Below are 24,020 nucleotides of genomic sequence, written 5' to 3'. Positions count from 1 at the left end.
CGGTGAGGTCGACGCAGGGCCGGGGACCTGCGCCGATCCCGTTTTCCACACCATCAGCGCGGCGGTGCCCGACGATTGCCGAGCACACGGATCCGGTTCCCGAATCCCCTTGCCGCGCAAGTCAATTCACAGCCACGGCAGAGTGCGCACGAGTGACCCGGTAGCGCACGAAGGCGGGGAAGGCCAGCGCGGCGAGCACCACGCCGATCACCACCAGTACGCCGCCACCGGCAGCCGCTACAGCAGTACCCATGCTCGCCGCGGCGAAACCGTGGGCAACGTCACCGATCCGCGGCCCACCTGCGACGACCACGATGAACACGCCCTGCAACCGTCCCCGCATCTCGTCGGTGGACACATTGAGCAACATGGCCGTGCGGAACGCCGCCGAGACCATGTCGACCGCGCCGCCGAACGCCAGGAAGGCCACCGCGATCCACAGCCACACACCCAGTCCGAACCAGTGCCCGGCCAACCCCACGGCGAGCCCGAAGCCGACCATCGCCACACCCCAGAGCGCGATGCACACGATCACCGCCAGCCCCTGCCTGCGCACCCGCGGTATCCACCCGGAGAACACGCCGCCGATCACCGATCCCGCCGCGATGGCCGCGAACAACAGGCCCAGCGCCACCCCGCCTTCGGCCGGATCGTGGAACGTCTCGTGCGCGATCTGCGGGAACAGCGCGCGCGGCATGCCGAACACCATGGCGATGATGTCGACGACGAACGACGCGAGCAGGATGCGCTGACCCGCGAGATAGCGGAATCCGTCGAGTACGGCGCGCAGCCCGGCCCGGCGCTGCTCGCCGGTCGGCGGGAAGGCGGGCAGCCGCCACACCGCCCACAGCGTCGCGAGCAGGGCGATCGAGTCGATCAGATACAGCATCGGCAACCCGATCACGGGGATCAGGACACCGGCCAGCACCGGTCCCGCGATCATGCCGACGTTCTGCACCGTCATGCTCAGCGAACTGGCCGAGGCCATCAGCTCCGGCGGCAGCAAACGGGCGATCAGGGCGCTGCGAGTGGGCTGATTGACCGCGAAGAACGCCTGCTGGGTGGCGAACAGCCCGAGGACGAGCCACACATTGTTCACACCGAGCGCGGCCTGCACCCAGAACGCCACCGCGGTCAGGCCCGTGCCCGCCGTGGTGATGACGAGCAGGGTGCGCCGGTCCATCACATCGGCGAGCGCGCCGCCCCAGAGCCCGAACACCACCAGCGGAACCAGTCCGAACAAACCGGCCAGCCCGACGTAGCCGGAACTGCCGGTGATCTGGAAGATCTGCTGCGGTACCGCGACCACCGAGAGCTGAGCGCCGATGACGGTGACGATATTGGTCGTCCACAGTCTGCGATAGTCGCGATTACGCAGGGGTTCAGTGTCGGCGAGCAGCTTCACTCAGCGCAGATTAGCCACTGCGGCCCGGTCATCCCATGTTTAGGCGCAGTGACATAGCCCACCGCTCGTTACGGCTGCAAACGTTGGACCGTTGTGGTGTGCCCGTCGATCCGCAGCACGATGCGGTTGTGCAGCCTGCCGCGCCGACCCTGCCAGAACTCCACCTCGTCGGGTCGCAGCAGGTAACCGCCCCAGAACGGGGGCACGGGAATGTCGTCGACATCGGCGAATCGGGCCGTCGTCTCGGCCAGCACGCGATCGAGTTCGGCCCGCGTGGCCACCGGCTGCGACTGCTGCGAAGCCCACGCGCCCAGCCGCGACTCCCGCGGCCGCGCCGCCCAGTACGCCGCGGTCACCGCGGCGGACACCCGCTCGGTGACGCCGCGCACGTGCACCTGCCTGGCGAGCGCGGGCCAGACGAAACTCGCCGCCGCGTACGGGTCGGCGGCGAGCTGGGTGCCCTTGGCCGAGTCGTAGTTCGTATAGAAGGTGACGCCCTCGGGCGAGAGTCCTTTGCACAGGACCGTGCGCGCCACCGGTCGCGGGGCGGGGCCGGTGAGCGAGACCGTGGCCAGCACCATCGCGTTGGGTTCGGCGACTCCGGCGCCACGCGCCTGCTCGATCCAGCTGCGCAGCAACGGTTCCCAGCCACCGGCCACCCAGGTCTCGTCGAGATCGGGTTCGGTGGCAGCGACGATCAGGGGATTGCCGTAGTCGACACGCATCGCGGCGAGGTCGGGCGCGGTGGTCGCGGCGGGGTCCAGGTCACGCATAGGGGCGAGATTACTCCGCGGTATGTCCGGGTCTAGGGTTCAGAAATATCGGCATGCCCCTGCAAGGAGAGTCACCATGACTACCAGCTCGGTACCACAGGATTTCGTCAGCGGATTGGAAGGCGTGGTGGCCTTCACCACCGACATCGCCGAGCCGGACAAGGACGGTGGCGCCCTGCGATATCGCGGCGTCGACATCCAGGATCTGGTCACCGATCAGGTGACGTTCGGCGACGTGTGGGCCCTGCTGGTCGACGGTGAGTTCGGTCGCGGCCTGCCGCCCGCCGAGCCCTTCCCGCTGCCGGTACACACCGGTGACGTGCGCGTCGACGTGCAGGCCGGCCTCGCGATGCTCGCCCCGATCTGGGGCTACGAGCCGCTGCTCGACATCGACGACGAGACCGCCCGCGAGAACCTCGCCCGCGCCTCGGTGATGGCGCTGTCGTATGTGGCGCAGTCCGCCCGCGGCATCTACCAGCCCGCCGTTCCGCAGCGCAAGATCGACGAGTGCGACACCGTCACCGAGCGGTTCATGACCCGCTGGAAGGGTGACCCGGACCCGCGCCACACCGAAGCGATCGACGCTTACTGGGTGTCCGCGGCCGAGCACGGCATGAACGCTTCCACTTTCACCGCCCGCGTCATCGCCTCCACCGGCGCCGATGTGGCGGCGTCGCTGTCCGGCGCGATCGGCGCCATGTCCGGCCCGCTGCACGGCGGCGCCCCGGCGCGCGTGCTGCCGATGATCGAGGCCGTCGAGCAGTCCGGTGACGCCCGTGCGCTGGTCAAGGGCATCCTGGACCGCAAAGAGAAGCTGATGGGCTTCGGCCACCGCGTGTACCGCGCCGAGGACCCGCGCGCCCGCGTGCTGCGCGCCACCGCCCAGCGCCTCGACGCCCCCCGCTTCGAGGTGGCCGCCGCGCTGGAGCAGGCCGCACTGGCCGAGCTGCGCGAGCGTCGCCCGGATCGCGCCATCGAGACCAATGTCGAGTTCTGGGCCGCGGTCATCCTCGACTTCGCCGAGGTTCCGGCGCACATGATGCCCGCGATGTTCACCTGTGGCCGGACCGCCGGTTGGTGTGCCCACATCCTCGAGCAGAAGCAGCTGGGCAAGCTGGTCCGCCCCGCCGCGATCTACACCGGGCCCGGCCCGCGCACCCCGGACGAGGTTCCGGGCTGGTCCACCATCTCGCAGCACTGAGTCGTCGAACCGGGCGCCGCGATCTCGGCGCCCGGTTCATTCTCAGCTACTTGCGGTGTCTAATGATTCACCTGCTAGAACGTGTTCGACGAGCACCGCGACAGGTTCGGCGATAACATCTCAGCGAACATGTTCGTGAGGGGTGGATCGTGCACAGCAATGGTTTGTCGCGGCGTCGGCTGTTCGGCGCCTGCGCTGCTCTCACCACCGCGGTTGCCACAGGATGCGCTGTCGCACAAGGCGATTCGGCCGCACCCGAGTCAACCGGTCGCACCGATGGGCTGCCTGCCGCGCCGGTGAGCGCGCACCCGATCGCCACCCCGGAGGCGGTGCCGACCCCCTTTCCCGCCCAGGTGGCCGCCCGGCACGCGGGCGCCGTCCCGCATCAGTGGGGCGTCGATCTGCCCGGCATCACCAGCGGCTTCCCCACGGGCGGCAAGCGGTTCGCGCTCACGTTCGACGCGTGCGGCGGTCCCGGCAACAGTGACCTCGACCAGACCCTGATCGACCTGCTGATCGCCGAACAGATCCCGGCCACCCTGTTCCTCAACAAACGCTGGGTCGACGCCGATCCGGCTCGGGTCCAGCGGCTGGCGGCGAATCCGCTGTTCGAACTGGCCAATCACGGTGGCGCGCACAAGCCGCTCTCGGTGTCGGGCCGGTCCGCCTACAAGGTTGCGGGCACCGCCTCCGCCGAGGAGGCCGCGTACGAGGTCTGGGACAACCACCAGCGGATCATCGAGCTCACCGGCCGCGCGCCGCGATTCTTTCGCGCGGGCACCGCGCACTACGACGAGGTGGCGGTCGCGATCGTGAACGAATTGGGCGAGACCCCACTGGGTTTCACCGTCAATGCCGACTTCGGGGCAACCGCGTCGGCGGCACAGGTGCAGCGGGCGATGAACGCGGCCACTCCCGGCGGTATCGCGCTCGCGCATCTGCACCGTCCCCGATCGGGGACCGCGGCCGGAATGGCCGCGGCGCTACCGGCCCTGCGCGCAGCGGGTTTCACGTTCGTCCACTTGTAGCGGACGCCGCCCGCGCAGCGTCACGCGGCCGGCGCGCTCAGCGCGTCAACGCCGCGAAATCGATCGCGACAGAGGCCCCTCGGTCGACGGTGAAGAACGCCGCCTCCAAACGCGTTCCGAGTTCGATCTGGCCGACCGCCGCGAGCGGCACCGGCTGAATCAACCGCACCCGCCACGGCAACGGCTCGTCCCAGGCCCGCATCTCGAGATCGAGCCGGAGCACCGGATCGTCGCGTCCGGTGTAATCCGCCGCGATGGGCGCCACCGCGAGCACGACGGCCTCCGCTCGCCGCCCGTTGGCCAGAATCTTGGCCGCGGCCTTGCGCCCCGACTCCGGCGCCTCTGGCACGAACAGCACCACTCGCTCCCGGTCCCCCGGGTCCACCCGGCAGCCGACCACGTCGCCGGTCTGCATCCACTCCAGGTCCTGGCTACGCACCCGCTGCCGGACCCGCGCGTCGTAGGCCAGCTCCCCCGGCACCGACACCCGCACGCTGAACCGATAGCCACCCTCCCCCCGGCGCGTCCGTATCGACAGCACGCTCGCCATCGCGGGCAGCCCCCTGATCAGTAGTTCCCGCCGCGCTCCCTCGGACAGCAACCCCGGCCGCCGGCCGAAAGCCCACACACACCGGTCGAGCAGGGTCCGACCCGAGTCGGCCACAACGAGGCTCATGGCAGAAGGGTAATGCGAACGCCCTTCGCACAAGGGCAAATTCCTCGCACTCACCGCATCCACGCGGTCAGCCGAGGGCGGCGATCCCGGCGAGAACGAAGTCGATTCCGGCGAGGAATTGTTCGCGGTCGTCGTGCTCGCGCAGCTGCTCGGCGATCTGATGGGCGAACGGGAATTCCGCCGGGTCGTGCTGTGTCCAGCGGGCGGCGACGGACCGCAGGAACGCCGAGCGGTCGCCCTCGTGCACAGCGAGTCGAGCGTTCGCCGCGTTCTGCCCGGCGACGCCGAGGATGTAGTTCACCAGCGCCGACGCGGCAGTGAACAGCGACGGCTCGGGGACGCCGAGTATCCGCAACTGCGCGCCGACGCGCTCGTAGATCTGCACCATCGCCAGCTGCCACGGCTCCTGGACGAGCTGGGCGCCCACCCACGGATGGGCGTCGATCGCGTCGAACATCCCGAGCGCGACGGCACGGATCGCGGTGAAGGGCTCCGCGCTGTCGTCCGAGCTCGCCAGGACACGGGCGATGACGCCGCCGGACGCGGCGGCGAGCAGATCGCTCTTGTTCTCGACATGCCAGTAGATCGCCCCGCTGCCGGTCTCCAGACGCGAAGCCAGTGCACGGAACGTGAGCGCGCGCTCGCCACCGGCGTCGAGGATCTCGATCGCGGCGTCCACGATCCGCTGCTTCGACAGCGCGTCGCTGCGTCGGGTGGCCCGTGGGGGACGTGTCGCCATGCACACCATCTTGACACTTCTGGAACATCGTTCCAAACTAGGTCGATGGAACGCCGTTCCAGAATCGGAAAGGAAATCGCTATGACGACACCGGTCACGATCATCGGCGCCGGCCTCGGCGGCCTCACGCTCGCCAGAGTCCTCCACGTCCACGGCATCGCCGCGACGGTCTACGAGGCCGAGCCGTCGGCGGGCGCTCGCACCCAGGGCGGCCAGCTCGACATCCACGAACACGACGGCCAATTCGCACTCGCCGCGGCGGGCCTCACCGCCGAGTTCCGCGCGATCATCCACGAGGGCGGCGCGGCCTTCCGGATCCTCGACCGCCACGGGGAGCTGCTCCTCGACGAGCCCGACGACGGCTGCACCGAACGGCCCGAAGTCCTGCGCGGCGATCTGCGACGCGTCCTGCTCGACAGCCTGCCCGCGGGCACGGTCGAGTGGGGCCGGAAACTGACCGAAGTCGCCACCCTCGGCGACGGCCACCACGAGCTGACGTTCGCCGACGGTTCGATCGTGCGCACCGAGCTCCTCGTCGGCGCCGACGGCGTCTGGTCCAGGATCCGCCCGCTGCTCTCGACGGCGCGACCCGAATACGCGGGCGCCGTCTTCGTCGAGACCTACCTCTACGACGTGGACAACCGGCACCCGGCGGCGGCAGCGGTAGTCGGCGACGGTGGCATGTTCGCGCTCGCACCGGGCAACGGCATCTCCGCGCACCGCGAGGCGGGCGATGTCATCCACACCTACGCCGAACTCGCCCGCCCCGCCGACTGGCTCGACGGCATCGACTTCACCGACCCCACCGCCGCGCTCGCCCGGGTTGCCGCCGAATTCGACGGATGGGCGCCCGAGCTCACCGCACTGATCACCGACGGCGACACCCCGCCGGTCGCGCGCACGATCAACACGCTGCCCACCGGCCACCGCTGGGACCGTGTGCCCGGCGTGACCCTGCTCGGCGATGCCGCGCACCTGGCGCCACCCGCGGGCGAGGGCGCCAATCTCGCCATGCTCGACGGTGCCGAACTCGCCGCGGCGCTCGCCGCGCACCCCGGCGACCGGGAAGCGGCACTCACCGCCTACGAAGCGGCCCTGTTCCCCCGCAGCGCGAAGGCGGCCTCGGACGCGCACCGCATCCTCGACCTGTGCATCGGCGACAGCGCGCCGTTCGGGCTGGTCGACTTCATGACCGGCGTGTCCTGAGGATCCCCCGGCGAACACGAGTGGGCCGTCTCACAACCGGTTCCCGACCCCGCCCCCGTGCGCGTACGAGCTTCGGCCGACCACTAAACTCGCCCCCATGACCAGTGCGTTCCCGACCATTCCCGCCGACCTCAAGCCCGCCGACGGACGGTTCGGCTGCGGCCCGTCCAAGGTCCGCCCGGAGCAGCTGCAGTCCCTGGTGACTGTCGGCGCCTCGGTGTTCGGTACCTCGCACCGCCAGAAGCCGGTCAAGGACGTCGTCGCGCGCGTGCGCAACGGCCTGCGCGAGCTGTTCTCCCTGCCCGACGGCTACGAGGTCGTGCTCGGCAACGGTGGCACCACCGCGTTCTGGGATGCCGCCGCCTTCGGCCTGATCCGCGAGCGTTCGCTGCACCTGACCAACGGCGAGTTCTCCTCGAAGTTCGCCTCGGTGGCCAAGGGCAACCCCTTCATCGGCGACCCGATCGTCGTCAAGGCCGAGCCGGGCAGCGCGCCCGAGCCCGTGTCCGACCCCTCGGTCGACCTCATCGGCTGGGCCCACAACGAGACCTCCACCGGTGTGTCCATCCCCGTGTCGCGTCCGGTCGGTTCGGAGAATGCCCTCATCGCCATCGACGCCACCTCGGGCGCGGGCGGTCTGCCGGTGAACATCGCCGACTCCGACGTCTACTACTTCGCCCCGCAGAAGTGCTTCGCCGCCGACGGTGGCCTGTGGATCGCGATCATGAGCCCGGCCGCGCTGGCCCGAGTCGCCGAGATCAAGGAATCGGGTCGCTGGACCCCGGAGTTCCTCTCGCTGCCGATCGCGGTCGACAACTCCTCCAAGGACCAGACCTACAACACCCCGGCGCTGGCCACCCTGCTGCTGTTCGCCGACCAGATCGAGTGGATGAACGCCAACGGCGGCCTCGACTGGACCGTGAAGCGCACCCTGGATTCGTCCTCGCGGCTGTACTCGTGGGCCGAGTCGAGCTCCTTCGCCACCCCGTACGTGTCGAACCCGGCGCACCGCTCGCAGGTCGTGGGCACCATCGACTTCGACGACGCGATCGACGCGGCCCAGGTGGCCAAGATCCTGCGCGCCAACGGCATCGTCGACACCGAGCCCTACCGCAAGCTGGGCCGTAACCAGCTGCGCGTCGGCATGTTCCCGGCGATCGACCCGGAAGATGTTTCGCAGCTGACCCGTTCGATCGACTGGGTCGTCGGTCAGCTCTGAGATAAGACCGCGATAGGGCCGGTGCCCGGTGAACCCATTCGGTTCGCCGCGCACCGGCCCTTCTTGTTCGGACTGCACACATTCGCAATATTCGCCGAGTTTCGACAGATCTCGGTATCGATATTTGATGTTGATCTATCACCAAAACCCCTGCACACAAGCTGAATTCGGGTGGTGAGCCGCTCAGATTAGCCCCCTGGGCACGGCTGGTGCGCGATTTAAGTCGTGCGTGTCTGCTGCGGCGGCCAAGTAATGTGCACTACTGTCTAGGAAAGTGGGCGGTGTCGTAGCCGACGCGATAGGGAGGTAACGGTGCGTGAACTTCGAGTGATCGGGGTGACGCCCGACTCCACGCACATCGTGTGCAGCGACACCGAGTCCGGTACCAAGTTCCGGTTGCCCGCCGACGACAAGCTCCGCGCGGCGGCGCGCGGCGACCTCGCACGATTCGGCCAGATCGAGATCGAAACGGAGGCGACTATGCGTCCTCGCGATATCCAGGCCCGTATTCGCGCTGGAGCGTCCGTCGAGCAGGTCACGGCAGAGTCCGGCATGCCGGAATCCAAAGTCGAACGATTCGCCTACCCCGTCTTGCTCGAGCGTGCGCGCGCCGCCGAATTGGCGCAGAAGGCGCACCCGGTGCGTCCCGACGGCCCCTCGGTGGAAACGCTGCACGAGATCGTCACGGCAGCCTTCGCCGAGCGCGGCCACACCATCGAACAGGCCGAGTGGGATGCCTGGAAAGACGAGAAGGGTTTCTGGGTCGCCCAATTGCAGTGGCGCCACGGTCACTCCGAGATCGCCGCGCACTGGCGCTACCAGCCCGACGCGCACGGCGGCTCGGTGTCGCCGCTCGACGACCCGGCCAACGACCTGATCGATCCCGACTTCGGCCGCGCGCTGCGTGGGCTGGCGACGATCCTGCCCACGCCGGTTCCGGCCGCCTCGCCGGTGCTCGAACCGCCGACCCCGGTGGAGCCGCGTCCGCGCGAGCAGATCGCCGCGCCCGCGGCGCGTCCGCAGAGCCGGCCCGCGCCGAACGTGGACGAGTACTACGAGCAGCGTCAGGTCGCCGCAGGCGGTGGCACGGCGGCGATTCCGGCCGCACCCATCCCCGCCGCACCGATCCCCGCCGCGCCCAAGCCCGCCGCCCCGAAGCCCGCTGTTCCCGCCACGCCGAGCCAGCCCGCGGCGCAAGCGGACAAGCCCGCCGAGGAACCGGTAGCCGAGAAGCCCGCACCGAAGCCCGCGCGCACCAAGCGCGGCAAGGCGCCCATGCCGTCCTGGGAAGACGTTCTGCTCGGCGTCCGCAGCTCCGGCAACTGAAAGCATGCGGACGCTCACGGGCCCGATTGCCATATCTCGCAAGAACATGGGTAACTCGCCGGGAACGAACTGACGTACCACGTCCGCCAACCGGCAGCCGCCGACGCCGTCGAGCCACCCACCTGAGTCTGGCTTGAATACACGGAGAGGCGGGACAGCGAGGCGGGACAGGGAGGCGGGACAGTGGCTTCTACGCTCTGGTATGTCGATACGCCTGATCCGGTGGCGGTGCTGACCGGAACTATCGAGTCCGATCCTGTCGCGGCGGCGGCGTTGGCCGGGCAGTTGTACGGCGACCACGACGTTCGGCCGCACATGGTCGGGACGCTCGCCGGGTGCGCCGCACCGGATCGGGACGAGGTCTATATCGGGTGCTATCCCGGATTGACCGTGGTGTGTACGGCCGAGGCCGCGCTGGTCCATCCGACGAAGCTGCCCGATCTGCTGGTGCGCCCGCTCGCTTCCGAGCACACCTACCTGGTGTCCTACGACACGACACTGCACTGGGGCGCGTTCGCGCATTGGGAACGTGGCGAATTCCGGCGGTCGTTCAGCTCCACCCGGGTGGACATTCTCGAGAACGAAGGGCTCCCGATGGTGTGGGAGCGCACCTTCTGGGCGGGCGAGCATCCGGTGCCGTGGCGGGGTTCGGACCATCCCGAACCCCAGTCGCTGCCGTTCGATCCACCGGATTTCGCCGACGCCGCCAATGACGAATGGCTCGGTTTCCGCTACCTGACCCCGGCCGCTTCCGGCCGACTCACCCCCGGCGCCCTGCCGGTCTGCGGTTTCACGCTGTATCCGAAAGGCCAGGCACCGGAGCAGAAGCGCGTGCCGGTCGGTCGTCCCGGGGCGGCGACGCGGCGCAAGCGCGGGCTCTTCGGGTGGTTGCGCGGTGCCGATCGGGTGCTGTGAGCGTCAGCTGAGCTGGTAGACGATCACGGCGATCCAGCCGAGCACCACCGCCGCGGCCGCACCAGCCAGCACCCACCGCACCACCGGCGTGAACCGCCACCGCCACGCGGTCGGCGCCACCCCGATCGCCGCCACCACGTTCACCCCGATCGCCAGCAGCGGATTGACCGCGGCCAGCGCGCAGCCGAAGGCGTAGACCGCGACCCCGCCGAGCAACGCGACCAGCACGACCACGGTGCAGCCGGCCGCCCATGGCACCGAATCCGCTTGCGCCCGATACGGTCCCTCACATTCCTTGCTCATGACGTGCGCACTCGTTCGTAGAACGCCATCGCCGCCGCGGTCGCGACGTTGAGCGAATCGGTTCCGGGTGACATCGGGATGCGCGCGCGAACATCGGTGGCGCGCATGGCTTCTTCGGTCAGGCCGGGCCCTTCGGCGCCGAGCAGCAGCGCCACCTTCTCCCCCGTCATCGCCGTCGCCAGATTCACCGCCGCGGGGTTCGGCGTCAACGCGATGATCTGGAAACCCTTGCCCCGCACGAGGTCCAGGCTCGCCGGCCACTGCGGCAGTTGCGCGAAGGGCACCCGGAGCACATGTCCCATCGACACCCGTACCGCCCGCCGATAGAGCGGATCGGCGCACCGGTCGCCGAACAGCACCGCGTCCGCGCCGAGCCCGGCGGCGTTGCGAAACATCGAACCCAGGTTCTCGTGGTCGTTGACGCCCTCCAGGACCGCCACCGTGCGGGCGCCGTCGAGCACCTCGTCGACGGTGAGCTCCGCCGGACGCGGCGCCACGGCGAGTACGCCGCGATTGAGATGGAAGCCGACCACCTCGGCCATCACCTCCGCGCTCGCGCGGTAGTACGGCAGATCGCGATCGGCCAGATCGCTTTCGAGGGTCTCGAAGCGCTTCCCGACGCCGAGCAGGGCGCTGGGCGCGAAACGCGAGTCGAGCATCCGCTGCACAACCACTACGCCCTCGGCGATGACCAGGCCTTTTCGGCCAGGCAGGTCCGGCCTGCGGTCGGCATTGGACAGGTCACGGAAGTCGTCGACGCGCGGGTCGGTGGGGTCGTCGATATCGATCACTTCGGCCACCGGCTAATCCTGGCATGCTGGAAGCATGAAGATTGTCCAGTTGATCTTGAACGTGCTCTGGGTGGTGCTGTGCGGGTTCTGGATGGCGCTGGGGTACCTGCTCGCGGCACTGATCTGTTTCATCCTGATCGTCACCATCCCGTTCGGGATCGCCTCGCTACGCCTGGCCGGGTACGTGCTGTGGCCGTTCGGCCGCACCGTCGTCGACAAACCCGGTGCGGGCGCGGGCTCGCTGATCGGCAACGTGATCTGGTTCGTCTTCGCGGGCTGGTGGCTAGCGCTGGGCCATGTGTTCACCAGCATCGCGCTGGCGGTGACGATCATCGGTCTGCCGTTCGCCTGGGCGAATCTCAAGCTGGTGCCGCTGTCGCTGTTCCCGCTCGGCCATGACGTGGTCTCGGCCGACGCGGCGCGGCAATCGAGCTGATCACTCCGATTCGGCGACGATCTGGTTCATGATGCCGACGGCTTCCCCGAGCACCGCGATCTGCTCGGGGCGCAGTCCGGCGAGCTGACCGGTCATCCACACCTCGCGGGCATTGGTCTCGTCGGCGATCAGCGCGCGACCGGCGGGCGAGAGCGAGACGATGATCTGCCTGCCGTCGGTCGGGTGCGGGCGGCGCTGGACCAGGGAGAGATCGGCGAGCGAGGCGATGACACGGGTCATCGACGGTGGTTGCACGCGTTCTTTGCCTGCCAGCGCGCCGGGCGTCATCGCGCCATCACGAGCCAGCGTCGCCAGAGCCGACAGCTGAGTAAGCGAGATCTGCGCATCGGAACGGCGTCCGCGCAGGTGTCTCGTGAGCCGCACGACGGCCAGTGAAAGATCACCGGCCAGGGCACGGACGTCCGATGGCATTGTCACAGTGCAGAACTCTACGGTAAATCCGGCTGTGCTGACGGGTTTCACACGGCTACTGTTTGGGTATGGACGCCGGACCTGTCAGTCCCGAGATACCGCAACTGCCCCGATTCCTGGTCGACCCACGCCCCGTGGTGCTGGGTGGGTTCGCCCTGTGGGTCATCGCGACCGCGGTCGTGTGGATGAACGCGAGCTGGGCCGATGCCCGTCCGGTGTGCCTGATGGGGCTCGTGGTGGGCGTGCTGGGGTCGTCGATCTTCCTGTTGCAGCGGCGTTCCGCGCGGCGCGGTGACAAGGGCGCCCAGGTGGGCCTCGACACCGACTAGCTCACCGCGAATTCGTCGCTGGTCCCGAGAACCGGGCGAAGCGTGCCGTCGGCGCCCAGTGCGTCGGCGTAGTGCACGAATCGGTGCACGCCGGGTTCGGCCGTCGCGGGGATATCCCAGGTGAAGCGGGCGATCGAGACCGAGGCGCCCGCTGTGCGCCAGTGGAAGCGGACGTCCCATTCACCTTCGTTGGCCACCCGATCCCAGCCCGTCGCGGTCTTTCGCTGCACGTGCAGGAAGGTGTCACCGCGGCGCGGATTGTGTTTCGGATGGGCCGAGACGAACTCGACAGCCGCCTGTTCGCCGCGTCGACAGGCTGCCGGCTGGATCAGGACGTCACCGAAACCACGGCCGGGCGGGGTCGCGTCGGGCCCTGGCGCGGCGGCGAAGTTCGGTTGCAGCGCGGAGACATCGCGCGGCGCCGGACCGCGCCCGACCGGCTGACCCGCGGCGAACGCCGCAGCCAGTCTGGTGAATTCCTGCACATACCCGCACAGCGTGTAGCGGCCGAACAGCGTCGAAGCGCCCTCGTACTGCTGCGAGTCGTATTCCTCGGGGGTGGTGACGTATTCGTGGTAGCTGTTCGAATAGCCCTGTAGCAGTACCTGTTCCAGCTCGACGCCGAGCGCCGCCGCCACCGCGCGGCGCACGCGCAGCCCGGCGACGATCGTGAATTCCGCGCCCGCGGCGGCCAGATACAGGTCACCGATGCGAATCAGCTGGATCGGCACCACATTCGGAACCCACGGTACGGGCGGCATCAGCCCGAGCGGGGCGAAGATCGCCTTGGGCGCCTGGGCGTCGGCGAGCCAGGCGGGGTGCGGGTGGTCGATGCCGCCGAGGAAGTCGACCATCGGATTGCGCACGCCTTCGGGGATCGGGCCGCCGGGCAGGCCGGGACCGTCCTCGACGCTGCCCGCCGCCAGCGAGACGCCCGCCGCGGCCGGGGAGGTGCGTCGCGGGGCGCCGTCGGGGGTGAAGCGGCCGTCGATCGTGAGCGCGGCGAGATCGATGTAGCAGAGCATCGAGGCGACCTCGGCCTGCTGTACGGCGGCCTGCGCCGCCGCCTCTTTCGCCGCGTGATGCTGGCGTTCGCCCAGGATCCTGGTGTTGTCGAACTCGTCGGTGGTCGGTCCGTTGCCGGGCGTGAGGCCGAGATTGGGCGACATGTCACCGGCATTGGTCTGCGCGAACGCGGCGAGGAAGCCGGCGCCGTCGAGGTGGCGGACGCCGTGCTCGAGGTGTTCGGCGGCGTAGCTCGCGTAGCCCTTGTTGTCGGAGCTGATCAGGCGGTTCGCGTTGGTCATCGAGGTGTTGTGGGTGGCGAACCAGGTGAGCGCGCCGACCTGACGACCTTGTCTGGCGAACACCAACGTGGTCACCGCGGGGTCGATCGCGTCGGGGAAGACTGCGCGATCGGCGGCCGGATTGCGCTCGAAGGCCACGCGCGAGCGGTTGACACTGGCGTCGTGGAGTTCTGCGCGCCCCAGGCTGATGGCGCCCGGGGCGAAGTCCGCGTCGGCCGCCACGATCGCCTCGACGATTCCGTCGACCTCGGCGTCGAAGACCTGCTGCTGAAATCCCAGCGTCGCCAGCGTGTAGGCGTAGTCGTGTGCGGAACCGCCACAACTGGCGTGGGTGTGCGTGGAGGTGAGAACGACATTCCGCTCGGAATACCGGTCACCGAAACGGCGGGCGAGCGCGAGCAGCACCGCGCCGTGCACCGAGGCGAACACCGCGCCGTTCTCCACCGCGACGAACGCGATCCGAAATCCGCGCGCACCGATGACGAACGCACGCGCGCGGGGGCGCAGATGAATTCCCGCGGTTGTCTGTTCGAGTTGGGAGTAGCCCATCATGCCGCATTCCGCGGCCGGGCCCGTGAGATCGGCGCTACCGAGCCCGAATTCGAATCCCTCGGGATTCGCGTGGGCGACCGGCATTCCCCTCTGCGAGATGACGGGCAGTGCCGTGGCACCCAGTGCCGAGACAGTGAGCATAGTGCGGCGGGACAGGGACATCGGGCGACTCCTTCGCAACTTCCATTTCGGAGACAACCACATCAACTGGTCAAATGTCCAGGATTTTCTGGCGGACCGGCGAATTGACTGTTCGTGGCGTGAGCGCTTAACTCGCACAGTGTCCTCCCGATTGAGCGTCGAAGAACGACGAGCCCACCTGATCGAGGCAGCGATCGGTCTCGCCGAGAAAAAGGGCGTGGCGGGCGTGACCACGCGCGATGTCGCCCAAGCGGCAGGCGTCTCGCTAGGTGTGGTGCATTACTGTTTCGAAAACAAGGACGCGCTGATGACCGAGCTGGTCAAAGCGCTCTCGATGGAATTGCGCGATTCCGTCGATGCCGATGAAACGGTATGGGAAGACGCAGGAACAGGAAAAGAAGCACTTCAGAAATTGGTGCGCCGCGGTTTGGAACTGATGTGGCGCAACATCGAAGCCACTCCCGAACGGCAGTTGCTGACCTACGAGACCACCACCTACGCGCTGCGCGAGGGCGAATCGACGCCGGCCAAGCTGGCGATCGCCCGCGAGCAGTACGGCTTCAACGACAGCACCGTCGCCGATGTGATCAACCACTGCAGCGAGGCGACCGAGACGCGATGGAACACGCCGGTGGCGACGCTGAGCCGGTTCATCCTCAATGTGATCGACGGGATCGTGCTGCGGTGGCTGGTCGATGACGACAGCGAGTCCGTGCAGGTTCAGCTCGATCTGCTCGCCGAGATGGTCGCCACGCACGCGGAATAGATCAGCCGCGCGGCACCTGTACGTGGGTCACGTCGCCCTCGCACCACCACGGGACGTGGACAGTGCCCGAGATCGCCCCGCGCAGATGCACTTCGAGGGTTTCGTGCAGCACCAGCTCGCCGGTGACATCCTGCGGCGACCACAGCTGACGCAGCACCACACCCAAAGGCTGCGCGGCCCAGGTACTTCGGCGCCCGGTGCCGAGCACCTCGGCACTGACCTCCGCCGAGACCAGCGGAAGGTCGAGCAGGGTGGCCAACGCGTCCGCGTGTGCCGTGTCGCCGACCACGAGGCGTTCCGGCGGGACAACGAGGCCGAAGCAGGGCTGGTCGAGAACCATGGCGGTACTCGCGTCGACGACGTCGCCGGACAGTGCGCGGATCTGCTCGGGCAGATCCAGTTCGCGCGGATCGAGGACGCCGGACGCGACCGCGGCGGCCAGACGGGCATTGGTTCGGGCGATCACCTCGGGGGCAGGGGATTTCGACGGATCGGCCAGCGCGTCGAGGAGTTCCTCGGCCAGCGCGGCGGACATGATGTCTGGGCGCACGAGAACGGGGCGCAGCGCATCGAGATCGGGGCCTTCGATGCCGACAGCCGCGAATACCGGTAGAAGTCCGTCGAATTCGTCGTCGTCGGGGTGATGGAGCCGGCCCAACGGAATGCCGTCGATCTGGGCGTGGCGGTGCAACCACCAGGCGGTGTAGCCGTCGCGATCGAACAGCAGGGCACGGGTGCGCGGCTCGGACAGCAAGTGGCGCAGCGCTTGCGGCCAGCGGTCTTCGTCGACCAGGTCGAGATCGCGGACCGCGACGAGCTCGCGGGGATCTTCGGAAAGGCTGTCCCACCAGGACTGTTCGGCGTCGAGGTCGTGATCGGGGCCGACCGGTTCCGGATCGGTGAGCACCGCGAAACCCCAGCCGACACCGATCGCGCGCAAGGCCTGCTCGCCGTACTCGGCGACGGCAGCGTCGGCGACGGTGCCGAAGGGGGCGTCGGATGCCAGGACCTCGGCGAGCGGGGCGCCGGGCAGCAGCAGTTCGTCGGCGGGGCTCAGCTCGCCTGTTTCGTCGGGCAATTCGAGTAGGCCGAGCCAGTCGGGCAGCGAGCCGTGGGAGGCGAAGGGAGCCAGCTGGAGCACCGCGGCGACCGTGTCCGGGTCGGCCGGATCCTGCTCGAGCAGATCGCGCAGGGCCGGATCGGTGAGCAGGTCATCCGAACTCGCGCTGCGGGCCCCCAGCCGACCGAGCAGCGGGTGCGTGGCGTCCGGGTGCACCAGGCGCGCCCAGTGCACCGGCACGGCCACCGTGAGCTGATCATCGAGCACCACGGTCCGCGGACCGGTGACCAGCCGCCCGTCGGTCAGCGGCACGGCCAGCGCGCCGAATTCCTCGGCGGTCCTGGTATCGACGACGAACGGTTCCAGGGCGGCGTAGAACCGCCGCCACCACCGTGGTTCACGTTCCAGTCCGCTCGTCCGCTCGGCCACCGCGGCCGGTCCGAGCCGATGGACATCGAGCACCGCCAGCTTGTCCTGACCGGCACGGCCGGACAGCTCCGGAATCACCAGCGGTCCGGTGATCTCGGCGAGGATCGCGGCCAATTCCGGTGTGAGATCGGGAAATACGCTCGCGCGGGTGGGTGTGCTGCACGGCGCGTCCGCTGCGACCGGTTCGTAGGTGGGCTCTTCCGGGGCGAAAGGATCGCTGTGCGGTGCGGATTCGCCCGAGGCGAGAGGGGATCCATCGCCGCCGGTCGCTTCGGCATCGTCGGATGCGAAGAGAGCCGCCAGATCCGGGAGGTCATCCGAAGCCGACGCGCCGCGCCCTGATCGCGTCGTGATGCCACGGCCGGGTGTGCCTGGTTCGTCCGACGCGAAGAGGTCCCCGAGGTCGGGAGCGCTGTTCTGCCCGGCATCGTCGGTTCCGAAGTGTCCTGGCGGGTGGAGATTCTCAGATGAAACCGGCGAGCCGGGCTCCGGGAAGTCCGACGGATCGGCTGTGGCCTGCTCGCGCGTGGCGCACACCGGGAGCCAAGGGTTGGTACGAAGCTCGGCGATCACGGCTTCGCGGAGGATCGCGTCCGCTTCGCTGCGGGCGAAGCCGGGCGTGGGGACCAGGACGAGACGGTCCCGGGGCGGCAGCGCGCGGGCGAAATCCGCGTATCCGGAGGCCAATTCGGTGATGCGGGCGCCGGGAAGGAGGCGGCGGCGGTCGGGCTGCATCGGGATATCGGCAACCAGGATCGCGGGGAGAGAGAGTTCCTCGTCGGATCGAGTCGGGGCGCGCAGGACATCCGGGGCAGTCGCGACGGGGCGACCGTGACGGAGTGGGAGTAGCCAGCGGGCTCGGGGAGAGCGGTACTGCCACCACGCTCGGCGCGCGCCGGACGGGAGGGTGATCGTCAGCTGGGAGAGGGTGCCGGGGCGGTCGGCGTGGGACACGTTGGCGTCGAGCTCGCGTGGGGCGTCACGTCCGTCGGCTGCGGCTGCGGCTGCGGCTGCGGCTGCGGCGTCCGCGGCCGTGGCTGTGGCGGTCGCGTCGACGGCAGCGGCGGAGGCGTCTGCGGCCGCGGCTGTGGCGGTCGCGTCGACGTCAGCGTCAGCGTCGACGTCAGCGTCAGCGTCAGCGTCAGCGGCGGAGGCAGCGGCAGCGGCAGCGGCGGAGGCAGCGGCAGCGGCAGCGGCGGAGGCAGCGGCAGCGGCGGAGGCGTCTGCGGCCGCGGCTGTGGCTGTGGCGTCGACGGCAGCGGCAGCGGCGTCTGCGGCCACAGCTGTGGCGGTCGCATCGACGGCAGCGTCAACGGCGGCGGCGTCAACGGCGGCGGCGTCTGTGGAGGCGGCGGCAGTAGCGTCGGTTGTCTGGGCGGCGTTGGAACGAATAGCGTCAGTAGGTTGGGCGTTGGTGGCGAGAACAGTTACCGCGCTGGTGAATTCGTCCGTGTCGATACGGATGCGATGTAGGGCCGGTAGTTCCAGGAGGAGGTCGGGGACCTCGGCTCGCATGGCGTCGAGGAGGGCCGCGGGGTCGATGTCGTCGCGCAGGTGTACGACGATCTCGGTGTCGGTGCCCGCGAGTGGGGTGGTCGGCACCGGCCAGGCCAGGCGCAGGACCGGGGGCGCGATTGTCGTCAGGTTGTCGGGGATGCCGATGCCCGTGTCGTGCAAGGCGTTCAGCGTGGCGACGCGGGAGAAGCGCAGGGATCCGGTCGTCGAGCGGACCTCGATCTCGTCGCCCACGGACCGCACCCCGGTGAAGCCGACACCGAAGCGACCGACCTGGGCGGCGCCCGCCTTTCCGGAGGCACGCAGTGCCGTCAGCGTGTGCACACCGGAAACACTCAGCGGCGCACCGGTGTTCGCGACGTGCAGCCGCCCGTCCAGCACCCGCACGATCAGCTCACCCGCGACACCGGCCTTCGCCGCGGCGTCGGCCGCGTTCTGCGCGAGCTCGGTGAGCAGCCGATCCCGGTAGCCCGCGGCCACCAGATCCGCCTCGCTGGCACTGTCCTCGCGTAACCGCGTCGGCGAATCCCGCCACGCGGCAAGTACTCCGGCCCGCAGCTCCGCGGTACCGAACGGGTCACCCGCTCCGTTCAGCGCGACACCGACGATCCGTGCTCGCTCAGATCAGCCGACTCCGCCGCTTCACCGGATCCCGCATCGCCCGACACCGCGGCCTCGCCTTCAGCGGAAGCCTCCGCATCCGACACAGCAGCCTCACCCTCGACGGAAGCCTCCACGCCCGACACCGCAGCCTCACCCTCGACGGAAGCCTCCACGCCCGACACAGTCTCGGCGGCAGGTGCAGCCTCCGCGACCGCGTCGGCAGCCGTCGCTACCTCGTCCGATGCGCCCGAAGAGCTCTCGGCATCCGAAGCGGCCGAGGTCTCAGCGGTGGCTGATTCGTCGCCGACGGCGAGTTCTGCCTCGACGGTGGGTTCGGCCGAAACAGTCTCGGCGGGAACCCCGGTGTCCGAGGCGATTTCGGCGGTGACGACCTCATCGGCCGACTCCGGCAGGGCGCCTTCGGTGAGCGCGTGACGCTCGGCGGCGGCGGCGGCGACCGCTTCGGCCTCGGCGGTTTCCTGCCGGTCGCCTGCCTGCTCCGCCGCGGCTTCGCCGACCTCGGTCGACGAGTCCGCGGAACTCGGCTCGGTCTCGGTGTCCGAGGTCGGCGGGACAGCGGCGACCGTTTCGGCCGCTACCTCCACGACCGTCGTCGCGGGGTCGGCGCCGGCAGGCTCGGCCTCGACCTGGTCGACCACTGTGGCCGACACTTCGGCCGTCGCCGGGGACGCGGTCTCCGACGCGGGGTCTTCACCGGTCGCCGGGACCGCAGCCGCTGATGCCGAGTCAGCGCCGGTCGCCGGGACCGCTGATGCCGGGGCGTCGGCAGACGTCTCGGCTGCGGCCTCTGTTGCCGAGTCCGCGGCAGCGGTCTGGGATGTGGCCTTGTCGATCGCGTCCTCGACAGCCGGGCGGACGATCTCGACGAAATCCACCGCGTGGTCGTCGAATGCCTCGTACAGCGGGGATCCGTTGCCGCTGGGTGCCACCACGTCGGAGTGGGCGCCGCACCCGTATTCGATGTGGACGACGTGGCCGTCGGCACCCATCGCATTGCCGCAGACACCGAAGGACTCGCGCAGGGCGCCGGCCAGCGGCAGGTAGAAGCCGCACATGCCGCAGGTGCCGGGGGCGGCCTTGGCCATCTCGGTGTCGGGGCCGAACTCGGCGAACCAGCGCTGGGCGGCGTCGGCGCGGCCTTCGAGGCTGAGTACCTGGACGCGGCCGAGGCCCACCTCGCGGGCCACCTCGTCGATCACCGGATCGCCGGTGGCGACGTAGCCGGGAACGAGACGGGGGTCGTCGGCGGGGGCGGCGAGCAGGTCGCCGGGGCCGAGGTCGCCGGGGCGGACCCGCTGTTCCCACGGGACGAAGTCGGGGGCGATCAGGGCGTCGAGGGCAGGCAGCAACGCCGACTCGCTCACCGTCGCGTGGTCGGCGCCGGGGGGCGCGGCGACCACGACGGCCCACTGCCAGCCGCGGTAGCCGGGCAGGGTCGCCTCGAACCGGTGGGTGGCCGCGGTGTCGTCCTCGGCGCTCACCCCCAGATGGACTCCTACCCCGTCGGGTTCCAACGCGACGAGCGCACGACGTGCGACCTCGGCCGCGTCGGCCAGAACGGGACGCACGCCGGACTCCGAAACAGATACTGCGCTCACGGCATACATTTTGCCGTATGAAGTGCAATCGCAGTTCGTTGGCCGTCGCAGTGCTGGTCAGTGTGCTCGGCGCGGGGGCTTGTAGCGGTCCAGAGGAGCCCGGACCGACGCGGTTACGAGTCGAAGTGATCGGCTCGTCACCGCACGATCCGCAGGCCTTCACCCAGGGTCTGGAAGTGGTCGACGGCGTCCGTTACGAGAGCACCGGAATGTGGGGCGTGTCGACCGCGCGGGCCGCCGACCAGCGCACGGGCGCCGAAACAGCGCGCGTCGACCTGCCTGGTCGCGTGTTCGGCGAGGGCCTGACCAGGGCGGGCGCGATCGTGTGGCAGTTGACCTGGCAGGACGGTTTCGCCATCGCCCGCGACCCGGTCACCCTGGCCGAGACCGGTCGCGCCGACTATCAGGGTGAGGGCTGGGGATTGTGCGCACAGCCACAGCGGCTGGTGATGAGCGACGGCACCGGCACACTCACCTTCCGCGACCCGGTGACCTTCGCGCAGACCGGTTCGGTGACGCTGTCCGGTTACCGCGATCCGAAGCCGAACGAATTGGACTGCGCGGAAGACGGCACGGTCTACGCGAACAACTACCCGACGGACGAGATTCTGCACATCGATCCCGAGACCGGCCGGATTCTCGCCGTCATCGAGGCGGGCGGACTGCTCACCCCCGCCGAACGGGCGGGCACCGATGTGCTCAACGGCATCGCTCACCTGCCCGGCACTGATCGGTTCCTGCTGACCGGCAAGTACTGGCCGCGCATGTTCGAAGTGCGTTTCGTCGGGAAATAACCCGGGTGTGGCCGACATTGCCGCGGCGCGAGTGAACACGCGCCGCCCGAGTGCGACAGAATTGGACTTGTGACTACGCCCCGCGATCCATCCGGTCCTGACCGTGGTCGCCGGGACGGTACTGCCGCCGACCCACACCCCGGCTACGGGCAGTACCCGCCGCGCGCACCGCGCAAGGTCTTCCCCCGGCCCGAACGGCCGCTGCCCGCCGAGCCGCCGACGGTCCGGTCGAAAAGCCTGTTCCGACGCCACCGCCCCGTCGACCCGGCCGCGCCGACCACGCCCGTGCCGAACGCGGCGCCCGCCGGACGCACACCGGACGACTACCCGAAGCGGCGTCCGCCCTTCGACGATCGGGGCCGACCCCCCGCACCCCGCGACGAACAAGGGCGCTCCGACCACCCCGGGGACGACACCGGCCCGGCGGGTACTCGTCCCTTTCCTCGCGACGAAGGCGTCGACGACCAGGTCAACCAGCGCGTCCCCCGGAAACTCACCGTCACCCGCGTAGCCGCCATGCGCAGCCGCGAACTCACCGAACGCGGCATCGCCACCTTCCAGCGCGCCGCCAAGGCCGACGGCGCCGACCAGTCCGGCCTGACCGCGCTCACCTACGCCACCATGGCGAACTTCGCGCTCGACGCCGCGATCGCGGTCGCCCTGGCCAACACCCTGTTCTTCGCCAGCGCCACCGCCGAATCCAAAACCAAGGTGGCCCTGTACCTGCTGATCACCATCGCGCCGTTCGCGCTGATCGCGCCGCTGATCGGCCCGCTGCTCGACCGGCTGCAACGCGGACGCAGGCTCGCGCTGGCGACAACCTTCGGCCTGCGCGCGGGCTTCGCGCTGCTGTTGATCTTCAACATCGACACCTGGGGCCTGTATCCGCTGGCCCTGTGCATGATGGTCGGCTCGAAATCCTTCGCCGTGCTCAAGAGCGCGGTGACGCCACGCGTGCTCCCACCGGATATCGACCTGGTGCGTACCAATTCCCGGCTGACCGTGTTCGGCCTGGTCGGCGGCACCATCGGCGCGGGCGCCCTGGCCGCGCTCACCGCCCTGATCGCGGGTTCCACCGGCGCGTTGATCTTCGCCACCGGCATCGCCGTCGCGGGGGTGTTCCTCAGCTTGCGTATTCCGCGCTGGGTCGAGGTGACCGAGGGAGAGGTCCCCGCGACGCTGACCTACCACGGCCCCGACGCGCACACCGAGGTTATCCACCGCGGCGAGCAGTCCGCGGTGCCGCCGCGCAAACGGCGTCAGCCGCTGGGCCGCGCCGTGGTGACCGGCCTGTGGGGCAACAGCTCGATTCGCGTGCTCACCGGCTTCCTCACCTTCTACATCGCCTTCGTCGCCAAGGGATCGGGCGGCAGTCCCAGCGAACAGGCGGCGATGCTCGGCCTGGTCGGCGCCGCGGCGGCCATCGGCAACTTCGGCGGCAACGCGACCGGCGCCCGGCTGCAATTGGGCAGGCCGTCGCCGGTGGTGCTCGGCTGCACCGGCGCGTGCGCGGTGGTCGCGCTGTTCGCCGCGTTCACCGGGAATCTGTTCGGCGCCGCCGTAGCCGCACTGGTGGCCTCCGCGGCCAGCGCGCTCGCGAAGGTCTCCCTCGATGCCGCCATCCAGGACGATCTCCCGCCGGAATCGATCGCGTCCGGGTTCGGCCGCTCGGAGACCGTGCTGCAACTGAGCTGGGTCGTCGGCGGGGCGGCCGGCGTGCTGATGCCGATCGAATACTGGAAGGGTTTCGCCTTGATCAGCGTGATCCTGCTGGCCGGACTGCTCCAGACGTTCGTCAGCTATACCGGGCACTCGCTGCTGCCGGGTCTGGGCGGCAACCGCCCCCAGCACGTCGAGCAGGAAGTGCCCAACACCCATCCGAGAGGGACAGGAGACCCCACCTGGTGAGCAAGCTCAACGCTCGAACGATCGTCGCGCTGGTCGCGGCCGGACTGTTCGCGGTCGTCGCGGTGACCGCGGTGTGGGTGGGGGTGGCGGTATCGAAGGCGCCCGCGCACACCCCGCAGCTCACCGCGTACGCGCACGGCACGACCATCACTGTCGACCCGTTCATGTACTGCACGGTGCGGATGGAGAATTGCCGGTACGGCGAGACCACGCCGCTGGAGGTCCCCGCCGGTGAACCCGTACAGCTCTCGCTGCCCGACGCGGTCGCCGAATCGCCCTGGCTCATCCAGCTGATCTACCAGCGCCCCAGCGGCGAGCAGCTGGACCGGGTGCTCAGCTTCGCCGACTACCCGGACCGCGCCAGGGCACTCACCATCGAGTCGAAGCCGGAACCGGACCTGCGCCTGATCGGCATCGAAGTGCAGCTGCCGATCCTGGCCCGTGACATCGCCACCGGGCAGGAAAGCTATATCCCGCACGCCGCCTGGTCGATCGTCACTCCCGAGCCCGAACCTCGCGAGTCCTGAGCCCGAAACGGAACCGGCCC

The 24,020-nt window shown here is 69.4% G+C and carries 21 protein-coding genes and 1 pseudogene; 12 read left to right on the top strand and 10 right to left on the bottom strand.

Features of this window, described 5'->3' with window-relative positions; all coding sequences use genetic code 11:
* Positions 1–121: 121 nt before the first annotated feature.
* Both ACFVVI_RS21085 and pdxH read right to left on the bottom strand, forming a co-directional pair.
* On the bottom strand, positions 122–1,405 hold the full coding sequence (locus ACFVVI_RS21085) for an MFS transporter (RefSeq protein WP_378990491.1): 1,284 nt from the start codon (positions 1,403–1,405) through the stop codon (positions 122–124).
* Positions 1,406–1,473: 68 nt separating this feature from the next.
* Positions 1,474–2,178, bottom strand: a complete 705-nt coding sequence (gene pdxH, locus ACFVVI_RS21080) for a pyridoxamine 5'-phosphate oxidase (protein WP_387446404.1) — start codon at positions 2,176–2,178, stop codon at positions 1,474–1,476.
* Positions 2,179–2,254: 76 nt separating this feature from the next.
* On the opposite strand from pdxH, the gene ACFVVI_RS21075 reads away from it, so the two are divergent.
* Together ACFVVI_RS21075 and ACFVVI_RS21070 are read left to right on the top strand one after the other, a co-directional pair.
* The gene (locus ACFVVI_RS21075) at positions 2,255–3,379 is read left to right on the top strand and encodes a citrate synthase 2 (protein ID WP_378990493.1); all 1,125 of its coding nucleotides are present in this window, start codon (positions 2,255–2,257) and stop codon (positions 3,377–3,379) included.
* Between the two features lie 149 nt (positions 3,380–3,528).
* Positions 3,529–4,407: a polysaccharide deacetylase family protein gene (locus ACFVVI_RS21070; RefSeq protein WP_387446403.1), complete on the top strand. Its 879-nt coding sequence runs from the start codon at positions 3,529–3,531 to the stop codon at positions 4,405–4,407.
* Between the two features lie 37 nt (positions 4,408–4,444).
* Here the strand turns inward: ACFVVI_RS21070 and ACFVVI_RS21065 are convergent, their stop codons facing one another.
* Complete coding sequence (locus ACFVVI_RS21065) at positions 4,445–5,083, bottom strand: hypothetical protein (RefSeq protein ID WP_387446401.1); 639 nt, start codon at positions 5,081–5,083, stop codon at positions 4,445–4,447.
* A gap of 67 nt (positions 5,084–5,150) precedes the next feature.
* Positions 5,151–5,822 carry a TetR/AcrR family transcriptional regulator gene (locus ACFVVI_RS21060; RefSeq protein WP_378990497.1) on the bottom strand — a complete coding sequence of 224 codons (672 nt, stop codon included), beginning with the start codon at positions 5,820–5,822 and terminating at the stop codon, positions 5,151–5,153.
* Between the two features lie 81 nt (positions 5,823–5,903).
* On the opposite strand from ACFVVI_RS21060, the gene ACFVVI_RS21055 reads away from it, so the two are divergent.
* The 4 genes from ACFVVI_RS21055 (at position 5,904) to ACFVVI_RS21040 (ending at position 10,488) form a co-directional block, all read left to right on the top strand.
* Complete coding sequence (locus ACFVVI_RS21055; RefSeq protein WP_387446399.1) at positions 5,904–7,028, top strand: FAD-dependent oxidoreductase; 1,125 nt, start codon at positions 5,904–5,906, stop codon at positions 7,026–7,028.
* Between the two features lie 97 nt (positions 7,029–7,125).
* Positions 7,126–8,247 carry a phosphoserine transaminase gene (gene serC, locus ACFVVI_RS21050; protein WP_378990499.1) on the top strand — a complete coding sequence of 374 codons (1,122 nt, stop codon included), beginning with the start codon at positions 7,126–7,128 and terminating at the stop codon, positions 8,245–8,247.
* A gap of 312 nt (positions 8,248–8,559) precedes the next feature.
* Positions 8,560–9,573 carry a septation protein SepH gene (gene sepH / locus ACFVVI_RS21045; RefSeq protein WP_378990500.1) on the top strand — a complete coding sequence of 338 codons (1,014 nt, stop codon included), beginning with the start codon at positions 8,560–8,562 and terminating at the stop codon, positions 9,571–9,573.
* 183 nt (positions 9,574–9,756) lie between these two features.
* Entirely contained in the window at positions 9,757–10,488 is a 732-nt protein-coding gene (locus tag ACFVVI_RS21040) for a DUF6928 family protein (RefSeq protein ID WP_387446398.1), read from the top strand.
* A 3-nt stretch (positions 10,489–10,491) separates the two neighbouring features.
* Here ACFVVI_RS21040 and ACFVVI_RS21035 read toward each other — a convergent pair whose 3' ends face one another.
* Both ACFVVI_RS21035 and ACFVVI_RS21030 read right to left on the bottom strand, forming a co-directional pair.
* Complete coding sequence (locus ACFVVI_RS21035) at positions 10,492–10,791, bottom strand: DUF2537 domain-containing protein (protein ID WP_378990502.1); 300 nt, start codon at positions 10,789–10,791, stop codon at positions 10,492–10,494.
* The gene (locus ACFVVI_RS21030; protein ID WP_387446397.1) at positions 10,788–11,591 is read right to left on the bottom strand and encodes a TrmH family RNA methyltransferase; all 804 of its coding nucleotides are present in this window, start codon (positions 11,589–11,591) and stop codon (positions 10,788–10,790) included. Before ACFVVI_RS21030 ends, ACFVVI_RS21035 begins: the two co-directional genes overlap by 4 nt.
* A gap of 25 nt (positions 11,592–11,616) precedes the next feature.
* Between ACFVVI_RS21030 and ACFVVI_RS21025 the strand changes: the two genes are divergently transcribed.
* On the top strand, positions 11,617–12,018 hold the full coding sequence (locus tag ACFVVI_RS21025) for a YccF domain-containing protein (RefSeq protein WP_378631982.1): 402 nt from the start codon (positions 11,617–11,619) through the stop codon (positions 12,016–12,018).
* Here ACFVVI_RS21025 and ACFVVI_RS21020 read toward each other — a convergent pair whose 3' ends face one another.
* A complete protein-coding gene (locus tag ACFVVI_RS21020) occupies positions 12,019–12,450 on the bottom strand; it encodes a MarR family winged helix-turn-helix transcriptional regulator (protein WP_379295987.1) in 432 nt (143 codons plus the stop codon).
* Positions 12,451–12,518: 68 nt separating this feature from the next.
* Here ACFVVI_RS21020 and ACFVVI_RS21015 point away from each other — a divergent pair, with 68 nt between their 5' ends.
* The gene (locus ACFVVI_RS21015) at positions 12,519–12,779 is read left to right on the top strand and encodes a DUF2530 domain-containing protein (protein WP_379313841.1); all 261 of its coding nucleotides are present in this window, start codon (positions 12,519–12,521) and stop codon (positions 12,777–12,779) included.
* On the opposite strand, the gene ACFVVI_RS21010 is transcribed toward ACFVVI_RS21015, so the two are convergent.
* The gene (locus ACFVVI_RS21010; RefSeq protein ID WP_387446395.1) at positions 12,776–14,800 is read right to left on the bottom strand and encodes a neutral/alkaline non-lysosomal ceramidase N-terminal domain-containing protein; all 2,025 of its coding nucleotides are present in this window, start codon (positions 14,798–14,800) and stop codon (positions 12,776–12,778) included. The two genes, ACFVVI_RS21015 and ACFVVI_RS21010, sit on opposite strands and share 4 nt — an antisense overlap.
* Here ACFVVI_RS21010 and ACFVVI_RS21005 point away from each other — a divergent pair.
* Positions 14,781–15,545, top strand: a complete 765-nt coding sequence (locus tag ACFVVI_RS21005; protein WP_378990507.1) for a TetR/AcrR family transcriptional regulator — start codon at positions 14,781–14,783, stop codon at positions 15,543–15,545. The genes ACFVVI_RS21010 and ACFVVI_RS21005 overlap by 20 nt on opposite strands.
* A 1-nt stretch (position 15,546) precedes the next feature.
* Here the strand turns inward: ACFVVI_RS21005 and ACFVVI_RS21000 are convergent, their stop codons facing one another.
* The gene (locus tag ACFVVI_RS21000; protein ID WP_387446541.1) at positions 15,547–19,143 is read right to left on the bottom strand and encodes a sacsin N-terminal ATP-binding-like domain-containing protein; all 3,597 of its coding nucleotides are present in this window, start codon (positions 19,141–19,143) and stop codon (positions 15,547–15,549) included.
* A gap of 740 nt (positions 19,144–19,883) precedes the next feature.
* A pseudogene (locus ACFVVI_RS20995) lies at positions 19,884–20,780 on the bottom strand (DUF3027 domain-containing protein); the annotation flags it as partial.
* An 8-nt stretch (positions 20,781–20,788) separates the two neighbouring features.
* Between ACFVVI_RS20995 and ACFVVI_RS20990 the strand changes: the two are divergent.
* From ACFVVI_RS20990 to ACFVVI_RS20980, 3 genes are all read left to right on the top strand, one after another.
* On the top strand, positions 20,789–21,565 hold the full coding sequence (locus ACFVVI_RS20990; protein WP_378990508.1) for a glutaminyl-peptide cyclotransferase: 777 nt from the start codon (positions 20,789–20,791) through the stop codon (positions 21,563–21,565).
* A gap of 69 nt (positions 21,566–21,634) precedes the next feature.
* On the top strand, positions 21,635–23,473 hold the full coding sequence (locus ACFVVI_RS20985) for an MFS transporter (RefSeq protein ID WP_387446393.1): 1,839 nt from the start codon (positions 21,635–21,637) through the stop codon (positions 23,471–23,473).
* Entirely contained in the window at positions 23,470–24,000 is a 531-nt protein-coding gene (locus ACFVVI_RS20980) for a DUF2771 domain-containing protein (protein ID WP_378990510.1), read from the top strand. The genes ACFVVI_RS20985 and ACFVVI_RS20980 overlap by 4 nt, the downstream gene beginning before the upstream one ends.
* Positions 24,001–24,020 lie beyond the last annotated feature (20 nt).

This window comes from Nocardia sp. NPDC058114, assembly GCF_042884695.1.
GTDB lineage: Bacteria > Actinomycetota > Actinomycetes > Mycobacteriales > Mycobacteriaceae > Nocardia.
This window is presented reverse-complemented; position numbering and strand designations above follow the sequence as displayed.

Coding starts and splice junctions, on each gene's coding strand:
- pdxH (WP_387446404.1), bottom strand. CDS start 2,178: ATGCGTGACCTGGACCCCGCCGCGACCACCGCGCCCGACCTCGCCGCG.
- ACFVVI_RS21075 (WP_378990493.1), top strand. CDS start 2,255: ATGACTACCAGCTCGGTACCACAGGATTTCGTCAGCGGATTGGAAGGC.
- ACFVVI_RS21065 (WP_387446401.1), bottom strand. CDS start 5,083: ATGAGCCTCGTTGTGGCCGACTCGGGTCGGACCCTGCTCGACCGGTGT.
- ACFVVI_RS21060 (WP_378990497.1), bottom strand. CDS start 5,822: ATGGCGACACGTCCCCCACGGGCCACCCGACGCAGCGACGCGCTGTCG.
- ACFVVI_RS21055 (WP_387446399.1), top strand. CDS start 5,904: ATGACGACACCGGTCACGATCATCGGCGCCGGCCTCGGCGGCCTCACG.
- serC (WP_378990499.1), top strand. CDS start 7,126: ATGACCAGTGCGTTCCCGACCATTCCCGCCGACCTCAAGCCCGCCGAC.
- ACFVVI_RS21035 (WP_378990502.1), bottom strand. CDS start 10,791: ATGAGCAAGGAATGTGAGGGACCGTATCGGGCGCAAGCGGATTCGGTG.
- ACFVVI_RS21025 (WP_378631982.1), top strand. CDS start 11,617: ATGAAGATTGTCCAGTTGATCTTGAACGTGCTCTGGGTGGTGCTGTGC.
- ACFVVI_RS21020 (WP_379295987.1), bottom strand. CDS start 12,450: ATGCCATCGGACGTCCGTGCCCTGGCCGGTGATCTTTCACTGGCCGTC.
- ACFVVI_RS21015 (WP_379313841.1), top strand. CDS start 12,519: ATGGACGCCGGACCTGTCAGTCCCGAGATACCGCAACTGCCCCGATTC.
- ACFVVI_RS21010 (WP_387446395.1), bottom strand. CDS start 14,800: ATGTCCCTGTCCCGCCGCACTATGCTCACTGTCTCGGCACTGGGTGCC.
- ACFVVI_RS20990 (WP_378990508.1), top strand. CDS start 20,789: ATGAAGTGCAATCGCAGTTCGTTGGCCGTCGCAGTGCTGGTCAGTGTG.